The sequence below is a fragment of the Candidatus Electrothrix sp. genome, from assembly GCF_052785085.1.
Genome location: NZ_JALAAI010000078.1, coordinates 1 through 19269, shown reverse-complemented (window position 1 = coordinate 19269; position 19269 = coordinate 1). Strand labels below are relative to the sequence as shown.

21 protein-coding genes, 1 pseudogene and 1 riboswitch are annotated in these 19269 nt (G+C 47.5%); of the genes and pseudogenes, 5 read left to right on the top strand and 17 right to left on the bottom strand.

All coding sequences use genetic code 11. The annotated features are described in order from the left end of the window. Positions 1-565: 565 nt before the first annotated feature. From L2082_RS12730 to glyQ, 14 genes are all read right to left on the bottom strand, one after another. Positions 566-928: a hypothetical protein gene (locus tag L2082_RS12730; protein ID WP_446011814.1), complete on the bottom strand. Its 363-nt coding sequence runs from the start codon at positions 926-928 to the stop codon at positions 566-568. Between the two features lie 88 nt (positions 929-1016). Then, positions 1017-1910: a metal ABC transporter permease gene (locus tag L2082_RS12725; protein ID WP_446011104.1), complete on the bottom strand. Its 894-nt coding sequence runs from the start codon at positions 1908-1910 to the stop codon at positions 1017-1019. A gap of 6 nt (positions 1911-1916) precedes the next feature. Next, positions 1917-2624: a metal ABC transporter ATP-binding protein gene (locus L2082_RS12720; RefSeq protein ID WP_446011103.1), complete on the bottom strand. Its 708-nt coding sequence runs from the start codon at positions 2622-2624 to the stop codon at positions 1917-1919. Continuing rightward, entirely contained in the window at positions 2624-3997 is a 1374-nt protein-coding gene (locus L2082_RS12715) for a metal ABC transporter solute-binding protein, Zn/Mn family (protein ID WP_446011102.1), read from the bottom strand. The genes L2082_RS12720 and L2082_RS12715 overlap by 1 nt, the downstream gene beginning before the upstream one ends. Before the next feature lie 133 nt (positions 3998-4130). Next, on the bottom strand, positions 4131-4790 hold the full coding sequence (locus L2082_RS12710) for a hypothetical protein (protein WP_446011813.1): 660 nt from the start codon (positions 4788-4790) through the stop codon (positions 4131-4133). Between the two features lie 181 nt (positions 4791-4971). Then, positions 4972-6111 carry a radical SAM family heme chaperone HemW gene (gene hemW, locus L2082_RS12705; RefSeq protein ID WP_446009511.1) on the bottom strand — a complete coding sequence of 380 codons (1140 nt, stop codon included), beginning with the start codon at positions 6109-6111 and terminating at the stop codon, positions 4972-4974. Positions 6112-6147: 36 nt separating this feature from the next. Continuing rightward, positions 6148-6885: a RadC family protein gene (gene radC / locus L2082_RS12700; RefSeq protein ID WP_446011812.1), complete on the bottom strand. Its 738-nt coding sequence runs from the start codon at positions 6883-6885 to the stop codon at positions 6148-6150. 160 nt (positions 6886-7045) lie between these two features. Further along, on the bottom strand, positions 7046-7693 hold the full coding sequence (locus tag L2082_RS12695; protein WP_446009510.1) for a DUF3226 domain-containing protein: 648 nt from the start codon (positions 7691-7693) through the stop codon (positions 7046-7048). Position 7694: 1 nt separating this feature from the next. Then, positions 7695-8813 (bottom strand): AAA family ATPase, encoded by a 1119-nt coding sequence (locus L2082_RS12690; protein ID WP_446009509.1) that lies wholly within the window; start codon positions 8811-8813, stop codon positions 7695-7697. 66 nt (positions 8814-8879) lie between these two features. Then, on the bottom strand, positions 8880-10949 hold the full coding sequence (gene metG, locus L2082_RS12685; protein ID WP_446009508.1) for a methionine--tRNA ligase: 2070 nt from the start codon (positions 10947-10949) through the stop codon (positions 8880-8882). Continuing rightward, a complete protein-coding gene (locus L2082_RS12680) occupies positions 10877-11146 on the bottom strand; it encodes a hypothetical protein (protein ID WP_446009507.1) in 270 nt (89 codons plus the stop codon). Before L2082_RS12680 ends, metG begins: the two co-directional genes overlap by 73 nt. 18 nt (positions 11147-11164) lie before the next feature. Further along, positions 11165-11545: a hypothetical protein gene (locus L2082_RS12675; RefSeq protein ID WP_446009506.1), complete on the bottom strand. Its 381-nt coding sequence runs from the start codon at positions 11543-11545 to the stop codon at positions 11165-11167. 2 nt (positions 11546-11547) lie between these two features. Beyond that, positions 11548-12369, bottom strand: coding sequence for a hypothetical protein (locus L2082_RS12670; protein WP_446009505.1), 822 nt, complete (start codon positions 12367-12369; stop codon positions 11548-11550). A 60-nt stretch (positions 12370-12429) separates the two neighbouring features. Next, positions 12430-13320, bottom strand: coding sequence for a glycine--tRNA ligase subunit alpha (gene glyQ / locus L2082_RS12665; protein ID WP_446009504.1), 891 nt, complete (start codon positions 13318-13320; stop codon positions 12430-12432). A 378-nt stretch (positions 13321-13698) separates the two neighbouring features. Between glyQ and L2082_RS12660 the strand changes: the two genes are divergently transcribed. Both L2082_RS12660 and L2082_RS12655 read left to right on the top strand, forming a co-directional pair. After that, positions 13699-14988 (top strand): IMP cyclohydrolase, encoded by a 1290-nt coding sequence (locus L2082_RS12660; RefSeq protein ID WP_446009503.1) that lies wholly within the window; start codon positions 13699-13701, stop codon positions 14986-14988. Between the two features lie 97 nt (positions 14989-15085). Further along, positions 15086-15748 carry a nitroreductase gene (locus tag L2082_RS12655; RefSeq protein WP_446010981.1) on the top strand — a complete coding sequence of 221 codons (663 nt, stop codon included), beginning with the start codon at positions 15086-15088 and terminating at the stop codon, positions 15746-15748. Positions 15749-15791: 43 nt separating this feature from the next. Here the strand turns inward: L2082_RS12655 and L2082_RS12650 are convergent, their stop codons facing one another. Both L2082_RS12650 and L2082_RS12645 read right to left on the bottom strand, forming a co-directional pair. Continuing rightward, the gene (locus L2082_RS12650; protein ID WP_446010982.1) at positions 15792-16115 is read right to left on the bottom strand and encodes a HigA family addiction module antitoxin; all 324 of its coding nucleotides are present in this window, start codon (positions 16113-16115) and stop codon (positions 15792-15794) included. Between the two features lie 12 nt (positions 16116-16127). Beyond that, positions 16128-16406 (bottom strand): type II toxin-antitoxin system RelE/ParE family toxin, encoded by a 279-nt coding sequence (locus tag L2082_RS12645; protein WP_446010987.1) that lies wholly within the window; start codon positions 16404-16406, stop codon positions 16128-16130. A gap of 243 nt (positions 16407-16649) precedes the next feature. Beyond that, positions 16650-16726: riboswitch (cyclic di-GMP riboswitch) on the top strand. Between the two features lie 129 nt (positions 16727-16855). On the opposite strand from L2082_RS12645, the gene L2082_RS12640 reads away from it, so the two are divergent. From L2082_RS12640 to L2082_RS12630, 3 genes are all read left to right on the top strand, one after another. Then, positions 16856-17179, top strand: coding sequence for a HEPN domain-containing protein (locus L2082_RS12640; RefSeq protein ID WP_446010983.1), 324 nt, complete (start codon positions 16856-16858; stop codon positions 17177-17179). Positions 17180-17222: 43 nt separating this feature from the next. Continuing rightward, positions 17223-17540, top strand: a complete 318-nt coding sequence (locus tag L2082_RS12635) for a nucleotidyltransferase domain-containing protein (protein ID WP_446010984.1) — start codon at positions 17223-17225, stop codon at positions 17538-17540. 70 nt (positions 17541-17610) lie between these two features. Beyond that, positions 17611-18162, top strand: a complete 552-nt coding sequence (locus tag L2082_RS12630) for a hypothetical protein (protein ID WP_446010985.1) — start codon at positions 17611-17613, stop codon at positions 18160-18162. A gap of 1011 nt (positions 18163-19173) precedes the next feature. Here the strand turns inward: L2082_RS12630 and L2082_RS12625 are convergent. Further along, positions 19174-19269: pseudogene (locus L2082_RS12625) on the bottom strand (transposase); the annotation flags it as partial.

Here is a 19269-nt window from a genome sequence, read left to right as displayed (position 1 = left end):
CATTTCTTGGCACCGCAAAAGCCTTGAAAAATATAATTACTTGATAATAAACGAAAAATATTTTTACGCCCAACGAATAATCAGGTAGTTAGGATTGTTTCGATAATGATTCTCACAAAGTTGGGTCAAAATATGCATTCATTAATGCTGATTCTTTGAAAAAACAGAGTAAAATAAGGATACATGATCTGCTTATAATTTCAATTTAAAAGCAAACAACAGGACGAACAGACAACATCAATTTGTTCAACAAAGGGCTACTCTGCTGAACAAATAAAAGCGATAACCGCCACTCAAAAAATACTCCCAAACATCATTGAGTGGCGTAATAGAAAGGAAAATAAAGAATTGATGAGATATGAGCAGGAAGGAGAGACACCTTACTGCTCAGTCACAGGGTAGTGAGTGGGCAGGCAGAATCATGTGATGAGGGCCTGGAGAAAAATCATCATCGAAAGCGTTCCTCCCGGCCTGCGCCCGGCACCAAACCTGAAAATAACAAGGAGATACAAGCTTGTTACTTAGAAGTCTCAGCATCATCTTGGTGGTACCCGTAAGATCAAGATTACTCCGTTTCAGCCGCAGCATCAAGGAAATCCTGCTCAGTCAGCTCAAAATCAGCATCATGGGCCTGATCCACCTTGAGAAGAATCGTCATGTCACCCTGGTACGGCGGTTCAAAATCAAATTTTCCTTCTTTATCAGTCTTTCCTTCCAGAACTTTCTCACCCTTATCATTGACAACTACTACATGACCGTTCTGGACTTTTTTTCCGCCCATAAAAAATCCTTCCACATAGACCCGATTATTTTCCACATAACACCAGAGAGTGGTTGCATGGGCCAAGGCTGAAGAAGCCAGAGACAGAAAAAGCATGGTTGTGGCTAGCAGAAAAGCTGCCTGTCTGATTGGTTGCGTTTTAGACATGATGATGAACCTCCTTTTTTATAAAGAATAAGATAAAGTGTTTGCATAAGAGTGGTCGGTAAAATCAAGCAGGCTGGGCGGAATGGGGTTAGATTTCTCCCTGATTGGGCCCGCCTCTGCAAAGAAGAGGTCGGGAAACCAGAGCCCCATAAAACAGGATACTGGAAACCAAGGCAATCACTGCACCGCTGGGCACTGGCAGTATCCCGGACAGCAGCAGGCCAGAGGCCGTACTGATAGTGGAAAAAATGACACTGAGCCAGACAAACCAACGAAGGTTAGGAGCAACCAGTTGGGCCCCGGCAGCTGGAACCACAATCAGGACCAGGACAAGCAAGGCCCCAATTAATTTCAGGCTGGACACCACCATAATGGTCATCAGGGTGACAAAGAGATACTCCAGAAAAACCGGAGAGATTCCCCGTGCCTTGGCCAAGGTGCGATTAAAACTGGCCAGCATAAATCTGTTGAAATTAAAGGCAAACAAGGTACCAACAACCAGAGAAGCAATAGTCAGGGCTATCAGATCGTTATCATTCAGGGTAATCAGACTGCCAAAGAGGATCCCCTCAATTTGATGAATATTGAACTGACTGGTTACCACAATCATCAGAATAATACCAAGCCCAAGCACCTGAGCCAGAACCACCCCGATAATCGTATCATTGGCAAGCCGGGTTCGGTTCTTTACAAAGGTTATCAGCAGGGCCACAACTAAGCAGAAACCGTAAAGACCTGCATAGGTTCCGTCTACTGGTTCACCCAGCAGCAAGCCAATAGCCACGCCACTCATGGCAGCATTACCGATGGTCTGGGTAAAGAAAGAAAGTTTCTTGGTGACCACCACAGTGCCCACCGCCCCGAGCAGCGGCCCAATGATCAACGCAGCCAGTAAGCCGCGAATCATGAAGGTGTGCTCGAATATTGCAGGCAGATAGCCATCAGCTGCCCAGCTTTTAAAAATATCGTAAATAAAATCCATAGCCTCTTATAAAAATGTATATTGCTGCAGCAGATCAGAATGATCCAGCCCCTGGGTCGGGCCATCATAAAAAATCTTTCGATTCACTGCTGTGACAGCATCGCAGGTCCGGGAAATCATATCCATGCTGTGACAAACCATGAGAATCGTAATCCCATGTTCCTCTCTCAGGTTAAGCAGCATTTCTTCAAAATGACGGATACCAACTTCGTCAATATTGCTGGCTGGCTCATCAAGCAAGAGAAGCTCTGGCTTTGGGGTCAGGGCCTGGGCCAACAAAACTCTGCGAAACTCCCCACCAGAAAGCTGGCCCACACAACGATCAATCAGATGGGCACAGTCTGTGGCTGTCAAAAGCTCTTCAATCTTTGCTCGCATCGCCCTGCGACGTCCCAGAAACACAGGCATCTTTTTCAACATCAGAAAAAGAAAATCAAACACCGTGATCGGCACAGAATGGTCAAAATCGAGAAACTGTGGTACATAGCCCACGCGACCGCTTTCCCGAAAGAGAAAACGAATGGTTCCCTTATGAGGCATCCCCCCCATGATACTCCGCATCAGGGTGGTCTTGCCAGCTCCGTTGGGACCGGTCAGGGCATGGATATGCCCTTTTGGGACGCATAGATTGATATCTTCAAGGATTCGGTTGCCCCGAAGAGCAACCGAAAGTCCATCTATTTCAAGCAGATTATGCTCATCCATATCACTCATTATTGTTCCTTATCCGGCTTTGTTCCCGGAGCAAGATTGTTCAACACACCTTTCTGCATATCCTGCATCTGCTGATTCATCTGATCCTTAATTTGCTGCTGCTGCATTTTCGGCAGTGTTTCTTGCAGGCTTTCCTGCATAGTGCCCTGCATTTGCGTTTGAGTGTCCAGAATCTGTTGATTCATCCGTTCATTCATCTGCTTCTGTTGGATAGCAGGGATGGAATCTTTGAGTTGTTCCTGCACGTTCTCCTGCATCTGCCTGGTGGTATCCTGAAGCTGCTGCTGCATACGCTCGGACATCTGTTCCTGCTGTATTCTTGGTACAGATTTCTGCATATCTTTTTGAATAGCCTGCTGCATCTTCTGAGATGCATCCTGCATCTGCCGTGACATATTCTCCTGCATAGGTGCTGCCATGGAGCCGGGTTTTGCACCCGGAGCAGCACCTGCCGAAACTTCGGTCAAGGCTGCAACAATGGCATCAATATTTCTCTGCATGGCCTGCTCAAAAAATTCCTTTGAATACTCTCCATTGGAAATATGGGAAAGCGCATAAAGACGGCAGCCAGTCTCCTGGTAGATAATATCTACGTATTTCTTTTCATAATCCAGCTCACCAAAGAGTACATTGACCTTGGCCCGCTTGATCCTTTTAATAGTATCCTGCAACTGGCGTGCGCTGGGTTTAATCCCATGCCGAGGCTGTACCACCGCACTGACCTCAATACCAAGCTCCTGAAAAAGATACGAATAACCATCATGAACAGTAGCGATACGTAATTTGTTGAGATCAAGCATATCAATCTGCATCAACGCAGACTGGAGCATACGACGGAGCTTCATGGAGTACGCACGGACATTTCTCACAAATACACCAGCCTGATCCGGGCAGAGCCTGCCCAGTTTTCTGGCGATCTTCTGCATCTGCTGAATCGCACCGGTTATGGCAATATAGGTATGGCTGTTATAGGAGACCTTGCTGTCCTTTTCAAAATCGTAATGCTTATTAAAACTGGGGATAAGAGGCAATCCTTTACTGGTATCAAGAACCACCAATTTGTCGTTTTCAATGGCCTTGAGCATGGGCTTGATAAACTCATCATGCCCTATCCCATTGATAATGACCACATCCAGATTTTCTAATTTCTGCATATCCGACGGCAACGGCTGATAGGAATGAGGATCCGATCCCGGAGGGATTATAGAGGTCACATTGGCCGCATCACCAACGATATTTTTGGCCCAGGAATAGTATGGATGCAGAGAAGCTCCAATATTAAGACGACATTTCTGTTCCTGGGCATATGCCTGTATTGAAGAAAAGACAAGGCAAAAAACGAGTACAAAATGAGGGCGCAATATTTTCTTCATGTGAAACCTTTGGTATTTTGTCTTTATCCCCCTGTAAAAGGCGGCAGAGAAATTACTATATAGAATGTATATTGAATAGATCAGATAACGCTGTCAGTCAGTTGATGTTGGCTAACAGAGAAGAAGAGACTGATCAGGTCCCGGAAGATTCTACAATCTTTCCATTAACAGCTAAATTACCACTCATCACCCATTTCCAGCCCAATTCGGCAGGAAATTCTTTCGGGTAGTCAACAATCTGTGAGTTTATCCAGATCTGGGCGGTAAAACGATCCTCCAGACTCTCCTGAACATAGGGATAAGGATATTGTCCTGCCTGGAGATCAATAATACGGAGAACAAAACTATTTTCCAAAGGATCGGATCCTTTTTTTTCTTCCTCAGCAACCTGCGTATTGGTACCATAATAGTCAACCCAGGTCTCGCCCTGATGCATTTCCCAGGAAAAGCCACGCAGACCTGCGGGTAAGAAATCACCCACAAAAGGCGGAAGAGATTCGGTTTGCAAGTCAGCAACCTCTGGCCATGTGCCTGCTGCCTCATAGGTCCAGGTAATACTGTCCACAGCACCAAGTAAAGATCGGTACAAAACCGGGGCCTGATTCTTGAGACGAATATCGTTAATTTGATAAGATATTCTTGTCACCACATCTTCTTTGGGCGCGACCTGCATATACCGCAAGCCTGCAAGCAAGACGATACAACAGATAACAATACTCAGCCCAACAACCTCACGCCTTGCAGCAAGTGGAGCCACAATCACTTCATTATATTCTGCAACAGTACTGCTCATCACTCATCCCCTACTCTTCCAATTCCTGGTCAAAATCCCTTTTTGACTTCATCATAAAAACCTGTGTCCCACAATGAAGGGTATTACTTTTTCAAAATACGTAACACTGTTTCAAAAGTTACGCAATATTTTTTTTGCGCTGGAGTGAGAAAAATATACTCACCTCAATAAATCACCATCACTACACCAGCTCTGCCATAACGGTATTTGCCAACAAAAATCCTTGGGCTGTGAGCTGTAATCGCCCCTGCACAATACGCACCATACCTTGACGAATAAGGCGATGCAAGGTATCACTGTAATAGCTTTCCGCATTCAGATCAAAATGATCAGTCAATGCTGCCAGTGACACCCCTGCTGTCATACGAAGGCCCATGATGACAGTTTCCCGAAATGCAGCTTCCCGGTCAAGTTTTTCTTTCTCCATCCACACCTCTTGCCCTTTTTCCAAACGCGCGCAAAATTGCTCTGCATTAGCAATCGCGGTGAAACGGGTCTTATTAAAAAAAGCAACAGCACCTGCCCCAAGGCCCAGATACTCTCCATTCTGCCAGTAATTGATATTATGACGACATTGGTATCCTGGTTGGGCGTAATTGGAAATCTCATACCGCTGCAAGCCTGCCTGCATAAGAAGCTGTTGGGTCTCCTCCAACATTAAGAGGACAGTATCCTCATCAGGCAGAAAAAGGGTGCCCTGCTCTTCCATTCGGGCAAAGGGCGTACCTGCTTCAATGGTGAGTTCGTAAATGGAAAGATGGGTCGGTTGCAGCTCCAAGGCATGCTCAAGGGTGGTTTTCCAGGTCTGGATCCCCTGCCCAGAAAGCCCGTACATCAGATCAAGATTGATATTCTCAAAACCTGCTGTCCGGGCCCATCGAACCGTGTCCACAGCATCTGCCACCGTATGAGGGCGACCAAGCTGACGTAACTCTGCATCCTGTAAGGATTGAACACCGATGGACAAACGATTAAATCCTGCCTGCCGCAAGACAGCAAGATCGGATCTGTCTACCGTTGCCGGATTCACCTCAATGGAAATCTCAGCTTCATCTGCACAGGAAAACCGCTCCAAACACTTGCTCAAAAGCCTGCTCAAGGCCGCTGCGGGCAACAGCGTTGGAGTTCCCCCACCGAAAAAAATACTGGTCATGGGGCGCAGGTGATTTCGATATGCTTCTGCGCAAAAACGTAATTGGGTGTTTATTGCCTGGACATAGCGTTCAACAAGATCCATCCGGCCCTCAAGGGAATAAAAACTGCAATAAGGACATTTTTTCAGACAAAAAGGAATATGGAGATACAGGCCAAAATCACTCATTAAGAAAGAGGCTCAACAAAAAGACAGGTCACAAGATCAAGCAAGGCGGGAACGAACCTCAGAACAATCTTTCTGAATAGCAGTCATTAAACCGTGATCAGCAAAACTGTACACGTTTTCACCAGCTCCAATGATCAGGTGATCCAACAGGTTAATATTCATAAATGAACACATCAAATACAGGGTGCGGGTCAATTGCTCGTCCTGCGCTGAAGGCTGAAGACTGCCTGAAGGATGATTATGAGCCACCACAAGGGAGGCTGCATTATGAGCCAAGGCTGCCTTCATCAATTCACGGGGATAAACCGTGTTTACATTGATGGTTCCTTGGGAGATGATTTCACTGGTAATAACTGCATGAGAGGCGTCTAAAAAGACAACCATAAAGGCTTCATGCCGAAGGCCGCGCAGGGCGTGGATCAGATAATCAGCCACATCCCTGGATGAGGTGATATAGTTTTTTTTCTCAATCCGTTGGCGTAGATAGCGGCGGGCAACTCCCTGGACAAACTGGAGTGCAAAAACATTCTTCGGCCCCATGCCTTTGAACTTTTTCAGCTCTTCCGGAGGAGTATCCAGCACTCGCGGCAGGGAACCAAATTTAACCAAGGCATCCCGTGCTGCCTGTTTGCAGTCTGAACGGGGGGTGCCAAAGGTCAGGAGGAGTTCAATGACTTCAGCGTCTGTCAGGGCTTCAATGCCCTTTTCCTGAAATTTATCCCGAAGCCGCTGGCGATGGCCTGCACTGCTTCCAGAAGGTTTCTTTGTAGTCACAGCTAAAAAAATGTAGAATAAAACGGAGCGACAGCACAACTCATTGCTTGCCATATATATTAGCATTCATCCCCTGAAATGCAAAGAGACGGATGAAACTTAGCTGCACTTGAACGCTCTGAGGAGGGGAGAGCAGATCTTTAAGTCCAGGCTTTGATCTTCATACTTCAAACAGGTCTCTGAACCACTGCATGAACACTGCCGCCTGCGGTGAAGCAGGCGAGAGAATGTGCTCAGTGATGGCATTATGAAGCTGTCTTCCCGGCGGATTCTGCCATGCCAGCCAGGTATGGATTTTTGCTTTGTCGAGGTGGCAGTCTTTAAAAGACGCTCCCGATTCCTTAGCCTGTCGGCAGCTCTGCTCGGAGAACTCCCATAATTCCCTGCCGTTTTCCGGCAAAAGGAATTGGAGAAAGGTTTCCAGCATACCCCGTGCTCTGTTGTCCGGCATCATCCAGACGCCGACTTTGATTTCTCCGGGATTGCCGTGAATCAAACCAGTTGCAGGTAATTCTTCTGGAATGTCCGGGTATCGGTCAAGAAGGCAGTTGCGCATACTCTGCCAGCGCTTGAAAGGAGCATCGTCCGCATCAAGGATGATACCGAGAATCTTCAATGTATCAGATGTCTTCAGCTGTATACTGATTTCCTCTTTGTTCAGCAGTCTTTCTACGCTGCCCAAGATCCTGATTTCAACTATCCAATCCTTGGGCCTGTCTCCCCACTGTACCCCATTGGCTTCGACAAACTCTGGAATCACCCGTTTGTCTTCCTCGCCTTCAACCAGCAGTACCTTTTCATGATTCATTTCAACGCACCTCAAGTTCCCGGTTGAGGGCAAGATGCATTTCTCTGTTCGTAAAGGTTACTGCACTCTCTTTATCCTTATTAATTCGATGAATGCGGATGGGCATGTCGGCAAATTCGTCCTCAACCGCATTGTCTGCCAAGGTTTTCCAGCAATCGCTGCTGTGAGTGGTGGCAAAAACCTGGACGTTGAGTTTTCTGGCAGTGATGCAGATCAGCTTCCACATTTTGGACATGACAGTGTGATGCAATCCGGTATCAATTTCGTCGATGAGGAGAGTACCGTTTTTTGCGGCAACGAGAGAGAGGATAAGACCGAGCAGGCGCCATATTCCGTCGCCGAAACTGCCGATGGGGATTCGCTCTTCCCACTTACTGCTTTTGACAAGAATGCCGCCACGAACATAATCATCAAACGATATTCCTCTAAAGGACGCAAGGCGGACGATATCTGGTTCTATAATCTGTAGTGCTTCAATAACGATATCTTCATCACTAGTCAGTACTATTTTATCAAACATAGCAGCTACTTTCCTGGGCAACAAAGAAGAAGAGGGGACGTGTTGAACCGTTACGTCGTTTTCTCTATTACCCGAAAAATGCAAGATTTTTCTATAATGAAATGGCAATCTATCATCGTTATATGGCAGCAATCCCCCTGATTTACTTATAGGGTAATCTATTTTTTTCTCTTTATTTTCTGTGTTCTTCCATCGGATATTTATATGCTGATGATTATAAGCATATATATCTTCGTGAAGATAAGGATGAAGCACTGAATCGTCTTCTACAACTACAGATAAAGTCTCATGGTATTCTTTTGAAAATGTTTTGATAGAAAAGTAAGATTTCAGTTCTATGTTAAACTGATGGAATATTCTGGATAAGTCAGCTTCGTACCCTATGTTCGCATGTTCTTCGTTTTGTTTTTTTTCGCCTCTATTTTCAAAGAGCGAAAAAAGGACAGATAGCTCTCCCTTTGACCTGATTAGCTGAACAGCCTCCAGAACTGAAGTCTTCCCGCAATTATTCGTGCCGACCAAAAGATTAACCTGCCCGACATCATCAATCTTATATTCAGAGAACCCTCTGAAGTTCTTTATCTCAAGCTGTGTTATCATCCCAACGTCTCTCTAAAGAACCTTTTTCTTGTTCCCACGCCCCAGTGCGGGAACGACCACTTCCCGCTACGCCACCCGAGATCCCGGCGCAATATCCCCTGCCACGGTGGAGAGCACCAGCCGCTCATTGCCGTCCGCATCAATTTCCTTGGCAGCCAGCACCATGCCCTGTGAGGTAATGCCCATCAACTTGGCCGGTTTCAGATTCGCCACAATGATCACCTTTTTGCCGACCAATTCTTCCGGGCTGTAATGCTTGGCAATGCCAGCTACCAAGGTTCGCTCTTCCGGTGCCTTGACCGTCAGCTTAAGCAGCTTATTGGCCTTTTTGATCTTCTCTGCTGTGACGATCTCCGCCACCCGCAATTCAACCTCACCGAATTGCTCAAAGGTGATCAGCCCTTCCATATCAACTTCCGGGGCAACCGCCTGCTCCTCTGCTTTCTTGCCCTGCCCTTTTTCCTGTTTATTCGGTTGTTCTTTTTTCTTTTTCCCTAAACGGGGAAAGAGGGCCTCGCCCTGATGCAACACTGTCCCGGCCTGCATTTTGCCCCAGCATCCCTCATCATCCAGTTTTGCCGCAGCCAATTCCTTTTTCAGCCCCAAAGCAGCAGCCATTTTCTCCGCCGCACTGGGCATGACCGGACGGAGCACCAGAGCAAGGAGACGCAAACTATCAGCCAGGAAATACAGTACCGTGTTCAGTCGCCCGGCCTGATCCGAGTCTTTAGCCAGTTCCCAAGGTGCATTGGTGACAATAAACCGGTTGAGCATACCAATAACCTCCCAGATGGACTGGAGGGCCTTATGAAACTCAAAGCTATTCATCGCAACGCTGTAATCAGCCACCATTTTTTCCAGGGCATCCGCCAGCACCCGATCTTCCTCAGTCACGGTGTCTTTATCAAGTGCCGGTACTGTGGAATCAGCATACTTGGCCAGCATGGTCAGGGCACGGGAGAACAGATTGCCCACGTCATTGGCCAAATCCGAGTCACGACGGGCTTCCAATGCCTCTGTGGAAAAAGAAGAATCCCGGCCAAAACTCATTTCCCGCAGGAGAAAGTAACGCACCGTATCCACCCCGTATTCCTCAACCAGATCATGAGGACGAATAACATTGCCCAAGGACTTGGACATCTTAGTCTCATCCACATTCCAGTAACCGTGGACATGCAACCGTCGATATGGCGGTAAACCTATGGCCCGGATCATGGTGGGCCAGTAAATAGCATGGGGTTTGAGGATATCTTTGGCAATCACATGCTCGGCACCGGCCCAGTAATCAAAACAGGAGCCGTCTGGATAACCGATCCCGGTCAGGTAGTTAATCAGGGCGTCAAACCAGACATAGGTGACAAAATTTTCATCAAAAGGCAGAGGAATGCCCCAGGTCAGGCGGGAACAGGGCCGCGAGATACAGAGATCTTCCAGCGGCTCACGGAGAAAGGAGAGCACCTCGTTGCGGTAGCGTTCCGGGGTGATGTACTCAGGATTACTCTCAACATGCTCAATCAGCCAGTCCTGATACTTAGACATGCGGAAGAAATAGTTCTGCTCGCTGATCTCCTCTGGTACAGTGAGATGATCCGGGCACTTGCCTTCCTTCAATTCTTTCTCGGTGAGAAAGCGTTCACAGCCTTTGCAATAATGGCCGGAATATTCAGAGAAATAAATATCTCCCCTATCATAGACCTTTTGAAGGATATCCTGCACCACCTTAACATGATCCGCATCTGTAGTGCGGATAAAATAATCCGGTGCAATATCCAGGTCCGGCCAGGTTTGACAAAAAAGTGCAGAAATCCGGTCAGCATATTCCCGTGGTTCAACGCCTTCCTTTTCAGCGGCCTGGGCAATCTTCTCACCGTGCTCATCCGTGCCGGTCTGAAAACGAACATCGTCACCGCAAAGGCGGCGAAAACGGGCATAAGTATCGGCAATAATGGTGGTGTAGGCATGCCCAATGTGGGGCATGGCGTTGACGTAGTAAATTGGGGTGGTTATATAAGTAGTCATAATATCATTAATGTCATCCTGCTTATTTTTTTTGGAGAAAGGCTTTAACCAAAAGCTACCACAATAAAGGTTAGAGCTAACAGCACCCAGCCGACTTTTCTCAAGTTTTGCGACCAATACTGAAAGACAAGGGCGACCTCAGCAAGCACCCCGGAGATACAAAAGAATTTTGCATGTCGGGCAAACCAACCAGCATCGGGAGAAAGCATATCCGGCGATGTGATGATCGGTTCAATGATCGCAATGATAACTAAGCCGGTAATCAGCGCGACAACACGTTGAACAATAAAAGCCCCTGTTTCTTGCCACGTCATGGACAAACTCCTTTTTTATTATGCGGATCGTACATGCGCAAGAAGTTTGCTGATGATATTTTGCGTTTCTTGAGACTTGAATATTTTCCCCAACTCTTTTTTAAACTCATCTTCATCGGAACATGACACTGATGGATTCTCTCCAGATGATAAATTCAAAGGGTATAGTGTCATATCGTAATGTAAATAAATTAACGTATAGTGATAGTTATTTAATGTCGGAGCAACAATATCTAATGTACACTCAAATTCCCCCGCCGTCTTTAACTGCTCAACCTCTCCTACCAATAAGCCATCTGTTTTTTCAGTTAATAATTCAGCCTGCTCCTTTAAAATCACGAAAGGCGTTTTGATTTTTTCAACATCGGGTAGTTCTCCCCATAAGTCCACTGTTGCCATTTTTATGCTGCCTCCTCAAGGGATAAATTGATAAAAATCGGGAGATGATCACTGAATTGCTGTTTATTCGGCTGACCGTTTTCCTTTAGTAAATTTGTTCCGTTAAAGCGCGTAACGACTTCCAGATTCTGATCTGAGAAAAAATCAAGCAAAGAGGGCCGGAGGAGCACCTGATCAAAAGAGTTCCAAAAAAAACATGCCTGCCCGGAACTCGGATAATGGTAGGTTCCTGGCGGTCCGTACGAAAGATCTCCCAGGCGGCTCCACATGGGGTTATAAAAAAAACTTCGTGCTTTGCCCTGAACTGTTCGCTCTTTTTTCAGAGCAATCTTTCGATCCATGACCGCATGCAGTCCATCGGCGGTCACCATCCCGTTTTCAAAAGGATTCATATTGAAGTCTCCGATACCTACGGTTCTTTGATGTCCGACCCTTTGCTCGGCCTCGCATACCATTTCCGACAAACGAACAGAAAGCATGGTGTGATCAATTTCACTGAGATGCAATTTGCTCGGAAGATGAACCGCCACCAGAATAAAATCCGGCCCTAATGGCGGAACAATCTGCTTGATGGCAATACCGACTGAGTCCGATACGGGAATCACGCTTTTCCGAACAAAACGTGTGTAAATGCTCAAACGTTCTGAAAGATTAAGCGGAAGCAGGAATTTTCTTTTTTGGCCCGAGTTCAGCGTGGTCAGAATATCCACATCTGAAAGAGGACTCTCTGCCAGAACCAGAATATCAACATCATATTGACGAGACAATGCACACAGTTCATTGAGAAGATGCTTTCTGTTCAAATTCCAAAAAAGTAAATTCATCTCCACCCCCGTCCGCATGGCCTCTGCATAGAATGCAGCTACATCCTTGCAGCTGATAATTTACGCAAATTCTGTTACTCCCCGTTCCTTCAGCATAGGCCACCCCATGGCCTCACGCTGGGCCACATAATGCTGGGCCACCTGGCGGGCAATATTACGAATCCGTCCGATATAACGGGTACGTTCTGCCACAGAGATAGCCTTGCGGGCATCCAGCAGGTTAAAGGTATGGGAGCATTTGAGGCAGTAATCATAGGCCGGGCGGATCAGGTCTTTTTCTACCAGCTTCAGGGCCTCCCGCTCATAGTTATCAAAGCTGGTCAGCAGATCATCAACCTTGGCCTCTTCAAAATTAAAGGCTGAAAACTCTTTCTCCGCCTGAAGGAAGATATCTCCGTAGGTCACTTCCTCGTTCCACTGGATATCGTAGACCGATTCTTTTTCCTGGAGATACATGGCAATGCGCTCCAAACCATAGGTAAGCTCTACGGTAATAGGTTTCAGATCAATGGAGCCTGCCTGCTGAAAATAGGTAAACTGGGTGATTTCCATACCATCAAGCCAGACCTCCCAGCCCAGGCCCCAGGCCCCAAGAGTAGGCGACTCCCAGTCATCCTCAACAAAACGGATGTCATGCTCCAGCAGGTCAAGGCCAAAACCTTTCAGGCTTTCCAGGTACATTTCCTGGATATTGTCAGGAGAGGGTTTGATCACCACCTGGTACTGATAATAATGCTGAAGACGGTTGGGATTTTCGCCATAACGTCCGTCAGTGGGACGACGAGAGGGCTGCACATAAGCGGCCTTCCAAGGTTCCCGTCCCAAGGCCTTGAGTATAGTTGCCGGATGAAAGGTTCCTGCACCAACTTCCATATCATAGGGCTGCATAACCACGCAACCGGCAGAGGCCCAGTAACTGTTCAGCGACGCAATAATATCTTGAAAATACATGATGGACAAATTCCTTACTTGCTGAGTTTTTTCGCACACGGAGATAATGAACAAACCCAAAATAATATCATAATAATATCATAAATGACAGCTAATCTAACACAGCAGACAGAAGGGGTAAATAATTTTGTCGTTACTGTCCCGGCCAAGCAAGGCTGGAGTGTAGCAACAGCGTATTTTCTGCCCCATTTTCTCCCTTGGCAAGCAATTCTGTTCCTATTATACTCATTATCTTTTTGAGCTTTCTGAAGAGATCCCCTGTCTGTCAAGAAAGGACAGGACGTAGAGGCAGACCTGTGTGTCTGCCCGAGAGTTTTGTAATTCCAGTAGGGGCATGGCGCGCCCTGCCTCTACCCCAAGACAACCCGGAGCAAGAATATGAGCGACATCAAGAAAATGTACACAAACATCCTCGGTGATTCCTTCCCCATGGATATGACCATCTCCTTTGGTGACCAGACCCTGGTCTACCGCAAGCGGACCTGGGCCATTCTCACAGAAGATGGAGGTGTGGACGAACGCGGCATCCGCTACGGCGAGAACCCGGATCAGGAAGCAGCCCTGTATGAGCTGGTCAACGGTAACCTGGCCCTTGGTGACTGCAAGTTCATTGAGCCGGGCAATGCTCTGGTCAGTGGCATCACGGTAGAGGATATGCTCCAGGTGGGCAAGCATCCGGGCAAGATCAACCTTACCGACGTGGACAACGGCCTGAATATTATTAAGTATCTGGTGGACAAACCGGCAGCGGTCATCCTCAAGCATAATAATCCCTGTGGTGCTGCTGTCGGTGCGAACCTGACAGATGCCTATAATAAGGCCAACCGGGCCGACCGCATTGCTGCCTTTGGTGGAGCTGTCATCACCAGCCAGGCCATTGACAAGACAACAGCAGAGCTAATGAGCCAGAACTACCTGGAGGTAGTCTGTGCCCCTGAGTTCGAGGACGGCGCCCTGGAAATCCTGGCCAAGGCCAAGAATCTGCGGGTTATCCGTATGGACGGCATCAACCGCTTGGCTGATTTTGAGAAGTACCGCTTTGTTGACTTCAAGTCCCTGATTGACGGTGGTATAATTGTCCAACAGTCTGCTGTGAATTCTATCCGTTCAGCTGCGGACCTGAAACCAGCCACTGCAACCTGGAAGGGCCAGGAATACGCCTGTGAACGCCAGCCCACGCAGCAGGAGCTGGATGACATGATCTTCGGCTGGGCCGTGGAGCATGGGGTGACCTCCAACTCGGTTATCTACGTCAAAGACGGTTGCACCACTGGCATCGGAACCGGTGAGCAGGACCGCGTGGGCGTGGCAGAGATTGCGGTCCACAAGGCCTATGTAAAATATGCCGATATCATCTGCTTTGATCAGTATGGCATTCCCTATGCAGATCTGGCCCTGGAAATTGAGCAAGGTAAGCGGGATGCAGGCGATAAAGAGGCCATTGATGCCAAGGTCAAGGCGGATCGGGGCGGGCTACCTGGCTCCACTATGATCTCTGATGCCTTTTTTCCGTTCCGGGACGGGGCGGATGTGGGTATCCGCGAGGGTATCACCGCTATTCTCCAGGCAGGTGGCTCCATGCGTGACTATGCCACCATCGAAGCCTGTAACGAGGCCACACCCCAAGTGGCTATGATGTTCACAGGACAACGTTCCTTTAAGCATTAAAAGAACGGTTCCGTAGGGGCAGGCCCCTGTGCCTGCCCTGAAACGATAGGGTAATCACAGGAAATTACCCCTACATTGCATACAAAGGAGAAACAGAATGGACACCCTCACCTGCATCACCAACCGGCGCAGTATCCGCACCTTCCAAGAGAAACCGGTTCCCCAGGACTTACTGAGAGAGATCATTGCCACAGCCTGCTGGAGTCCTTCCTATAAAAATTCCCAACCCTGGCAGGTACTGGTGGTTTCCGGGGAGAAAAAAGAAGGACTGTCCCAAATGATGGTGGAGTTGCTGGATAACGACACCCCACCTGAACCTGATCTGCCTGCTCCCACATCCTGGCCCGAGGCGGAACAGGCCCGCATTGATTATCTGATGGCCAAACGCAAGGAACTCACGGGCATGGATTTGACAGATCCGGCAGTAATTGCCCGGGCAAAGAAAGCAAACTTCTGCTTTTACGGTGCGCCCCATGCCATTTATCTTTATCAGGACAGCTCACTTTCCCAGTGGTCATTGTTCGACCTGGGTCTTTTTGCCCAGGCCCTGATGCTGACAGCTCACGCCAAGGAATTAGGTACTGTCCCCCAGGGCTTTGTCACCGACTATTCCCAGGCTATCAAAAAATATCTTGATATCCCGGAGCATAACCGACTGGTGCTGGGCCTGTCTGTGGGGTATCCTGATATGACGGCACCGGCCAATAGCTACCGCACTGAACGCAGCCCGGTAGATGAGATTGCCAGCTTTGTGGAGTGACAACAACATCAACTCGACAGTTGCATAGAGAAATTTATATTAGTCACATCAGACGAGTGTCGGACTGAACTGATTGCCGTGCAGCAAAGGGTGTTATTTTCATGATCGTTTTTTTGAGCTTGCGCTCGGCAACCTCTGTATCATAGGCAGCCTGGGCACGGAGCCAGTAGCCGTTGGACAGGCTGAAAAAGCGGCAGAGGCGCAGATCGGTATCCGCTGTGATGGAACGCCTGCCTGCAATGATTTCGCTGATGCGCTGGGCTGGCACATCTATTTCTTTGGCTAAACGATACTGGCTGAGTCCCATGGGATTGAGGAATTCTTCCAGAAGGAGTTCGCCCGGGGTGACAGGTTTCAGTTTTTTCATAATTCATTTACCTCAGTGGTAATCAACAATTTCAACGTGTTCAGCACCTGCATCTGTCCAAGAAAAACAGAGACGCCATTGGTCGTTGATGCGGATGCTGTGTTGACCCGCACGATTGCCCTTGAGTGCTTCAAGATGATTGCCGGGCGGAATTCTTAAATCGTCAAGACGACCGGCGATCTCCAGTTGCCTTAATTTGCGTCGGGCAACATTGGCAATATTGACGAAGCGTTTGACTCGGTGTCCTTTTGCGAGTTTTTTGGTCTGTTCGCATTTGAATGACTTGATCATGATTAAATAGTAACGCAATGCGTGATTAACGTCAAGCGTGATCACAGTAGTTAATCAAGCTTCGGTTTAGAGTTTTTTCATTGCGCCCCAAGCATTTTTGCTCTGTGTCTCCTCATCACGTTAAGGTTTTTTATGGAAAACAGTTGACAGGCACGAAGTAACAAGGCTATGTTGCGTTTACCATAACAAATGGCAATGCTTATCCACTGAGCAGGTGCCTTGACTTTCCGGTCGGAACAGGAAAGTTGATAAAGCCACAGCCGTCGTGAGGCGGTGTCGGAAAGCCACGGGTCTTTGTATAAGACAGCCGGGTTACCTCCTTTAACCTCTGCATATCGGGAAGTATGTTATTATTTCCACTCGAAAAATACCCGTTCCGGGTACACTCTTCTGTTGTTTGGGCCGGTTGATTTCCGCCTGCCGCCGCTTCTTTTTACTGAAACATTACTATGAATATAGAGGAACACATACAATACTGGCTCGAAAGTGCCGAACACGACTGGGAAACGGCGGAAAATCTTTTTACCGCCAAAAAATACGATTGGAGCTTGTTTATCGGGCATCTGGTTTTAGAAAAAATACTCAAGGCCGTCTTTGTTCAGAAAAACAACAATAAGCTTCCGCCGAAAACTCATAATCTGCTCAGACTGGCTGAACAGAGCCGTATAGAATTGAGTGAAGAGCAGGAAATGCTTTTAGACAGAGTGAGTGAATTCAATATAGAAACACGATATCCGCAATATAAAAACGAATTCTACAAAAAATGCACTTAGGATTTGCAGAAGAATATTTCCGTAAAATAGAGGAGATGGCAGCATGGCTCAAATCCCGGATACAGCCCGCTCAATCATAGAACGATTTCTGGGGGAATTAACAAAGAACGGTATCATTGTGGAACAGGCGGTTCTGTTCGGCAGTTACGCGCAGGGAACATTTAACGAGTGGAGCGATATCGACCTTGCGGTTGTGTCGAGCAAGTTTGAAGGTGAACGCTTTCTGGACAGGGAAAAAATACGGCGTATCAAACTGAAAGTCAGCAAGCTTCTTGAACCGATTCCCTACAGCCCGGAAGAGTTCAAGGAGGGGAATCCTTTTATCCGGCACATCCTGGAAAGCGGGATCAGGATTATCTGATATTTTTTAGGGCGTTCAGAGATGAGCCGAGTTTGCAGGAACAGTTTGTTCGGTGGGGATACTTCCGAGCGTGAAGATTCTTGATTATGCGGACCGCCGGGATATTACGGAAGAAAACGCCAATCCCTTTGCGCTGGCGGTGACGGCCCATCTGAAGACACAGGAAACACGTCATGATGCCGACGGGAGGAAAAAATGGAAACTGTCTCTGGTGAGAAAGCTGTATGAACACGGCCAGAAGAAAGAGGACGTGATCCGACTTTTTCACTTTATCGACTGGATGATGGCCCTGCCCGAATACATGGAAGAGGAGTTCTGGCAGGAGATCGGCGAATATGAGGAGGAAAAAAAGGTGCGGTATGTGACGAGCGTGGAGCGGATCGGATTCAAGCGCGGGGTTTCGGAAGGACGACAGAAAGGTATGCTCGAAGGGCGACAGTTGGGCATACTTGAAGGCACGCTCGAAGCGATAGAGATGGGGCTGTCGGTCAAGTTCGGCGTGAAAGGGCTGCGGCTGCTGCCGGAGATTCGGCGGATCAGGGATATTGAGCGTCTGAATATGATTAAACACATCATAAGGGTTACGGATGATCTTGCTGAGGTCGAGGCGTCGCTGGAGTGAATCATGCCTTTGTATATCAAACAGGCCCAGACCTGAAGGATGAGAGTGCGGCCCGACCGACGGTGCTGATTTGGCTCCTGAGTATGTGTATTTCAGAGCGTTCAGAGGTGAGCCGGGGATGCAGGGGCAGTTTATGCAATGGGGTTATCGCTGCGTTGAAGAGGTTTTGATATATCAGGGGTATGGGGGCGTAGAATGTCAACTAATTTGATGACGAAGAGCATAGTACTAAATCAGGTAAAACGAATGAACATTAAAAATATATTGTTGTTGCTGGTTATTTTTATAAGTTTTTCATGTGGGACAGCCTATTCTGAAACATTAAGTAAACCTGTTCTATACAATCCTGCAAATGCCGCAGAGGATATTTCTACAAGCTCCCAGAATTTTCGATGGAGTTCTGTTACCGGTGCAACAGTATATCGCATTGTCGTCCTTGAAGACGGGCATTATGCAGATTTTGTTGATGAGGACGGCGAAAGCTATTGCAAAAACACGACGACCTGTTTTACCGAAACGACTTCATCTACAAGTTATTCCGGTTTTACCCTGAAAGAGGGAACTAAATATTTTTGGAGCGTCCGTGCCGGTTCTCCGGATATTCCGGCCAGCGAATTCAGTGCTGCCTATTTTGTAACCAAAACAACTCTTGTTGAGAATAAGCCGCCCACCTTGGTAAAGGGGAGCGCAACACCTAATTCGATAACTTCAGGTGAGCAGGTCACCTTTGAATCAACGTGGGATGACCCGGAGAATAAATATATTGTTGATGTTCAGGTACGATTCAGAAGGCAAGGGACAACGTCTTGGCAGACTAAAACCTTGAGTTTTGTCAGTGGTTATACCTTCAAAGGAACCTATACAGTCAGCGGATCTGAAGGCTCTTATGAGTATCAGTTTAGGGCCAGTGATGCGGATACCTCTTCGGGTACGCGGACGAATACAACAAGCTGGTCTTCTACGTCGAACTTTACTGTTACGGCTCATCGCAGATTAGTGGGGAACGCCATGTTCCGCAAATACTCTGAGCCTGAAATTTTCAAAATTTCTATATCCAAACGCAGTCCGAATAATGTTTCTTATGCTGTTATTGAGTCCTTCAACAAA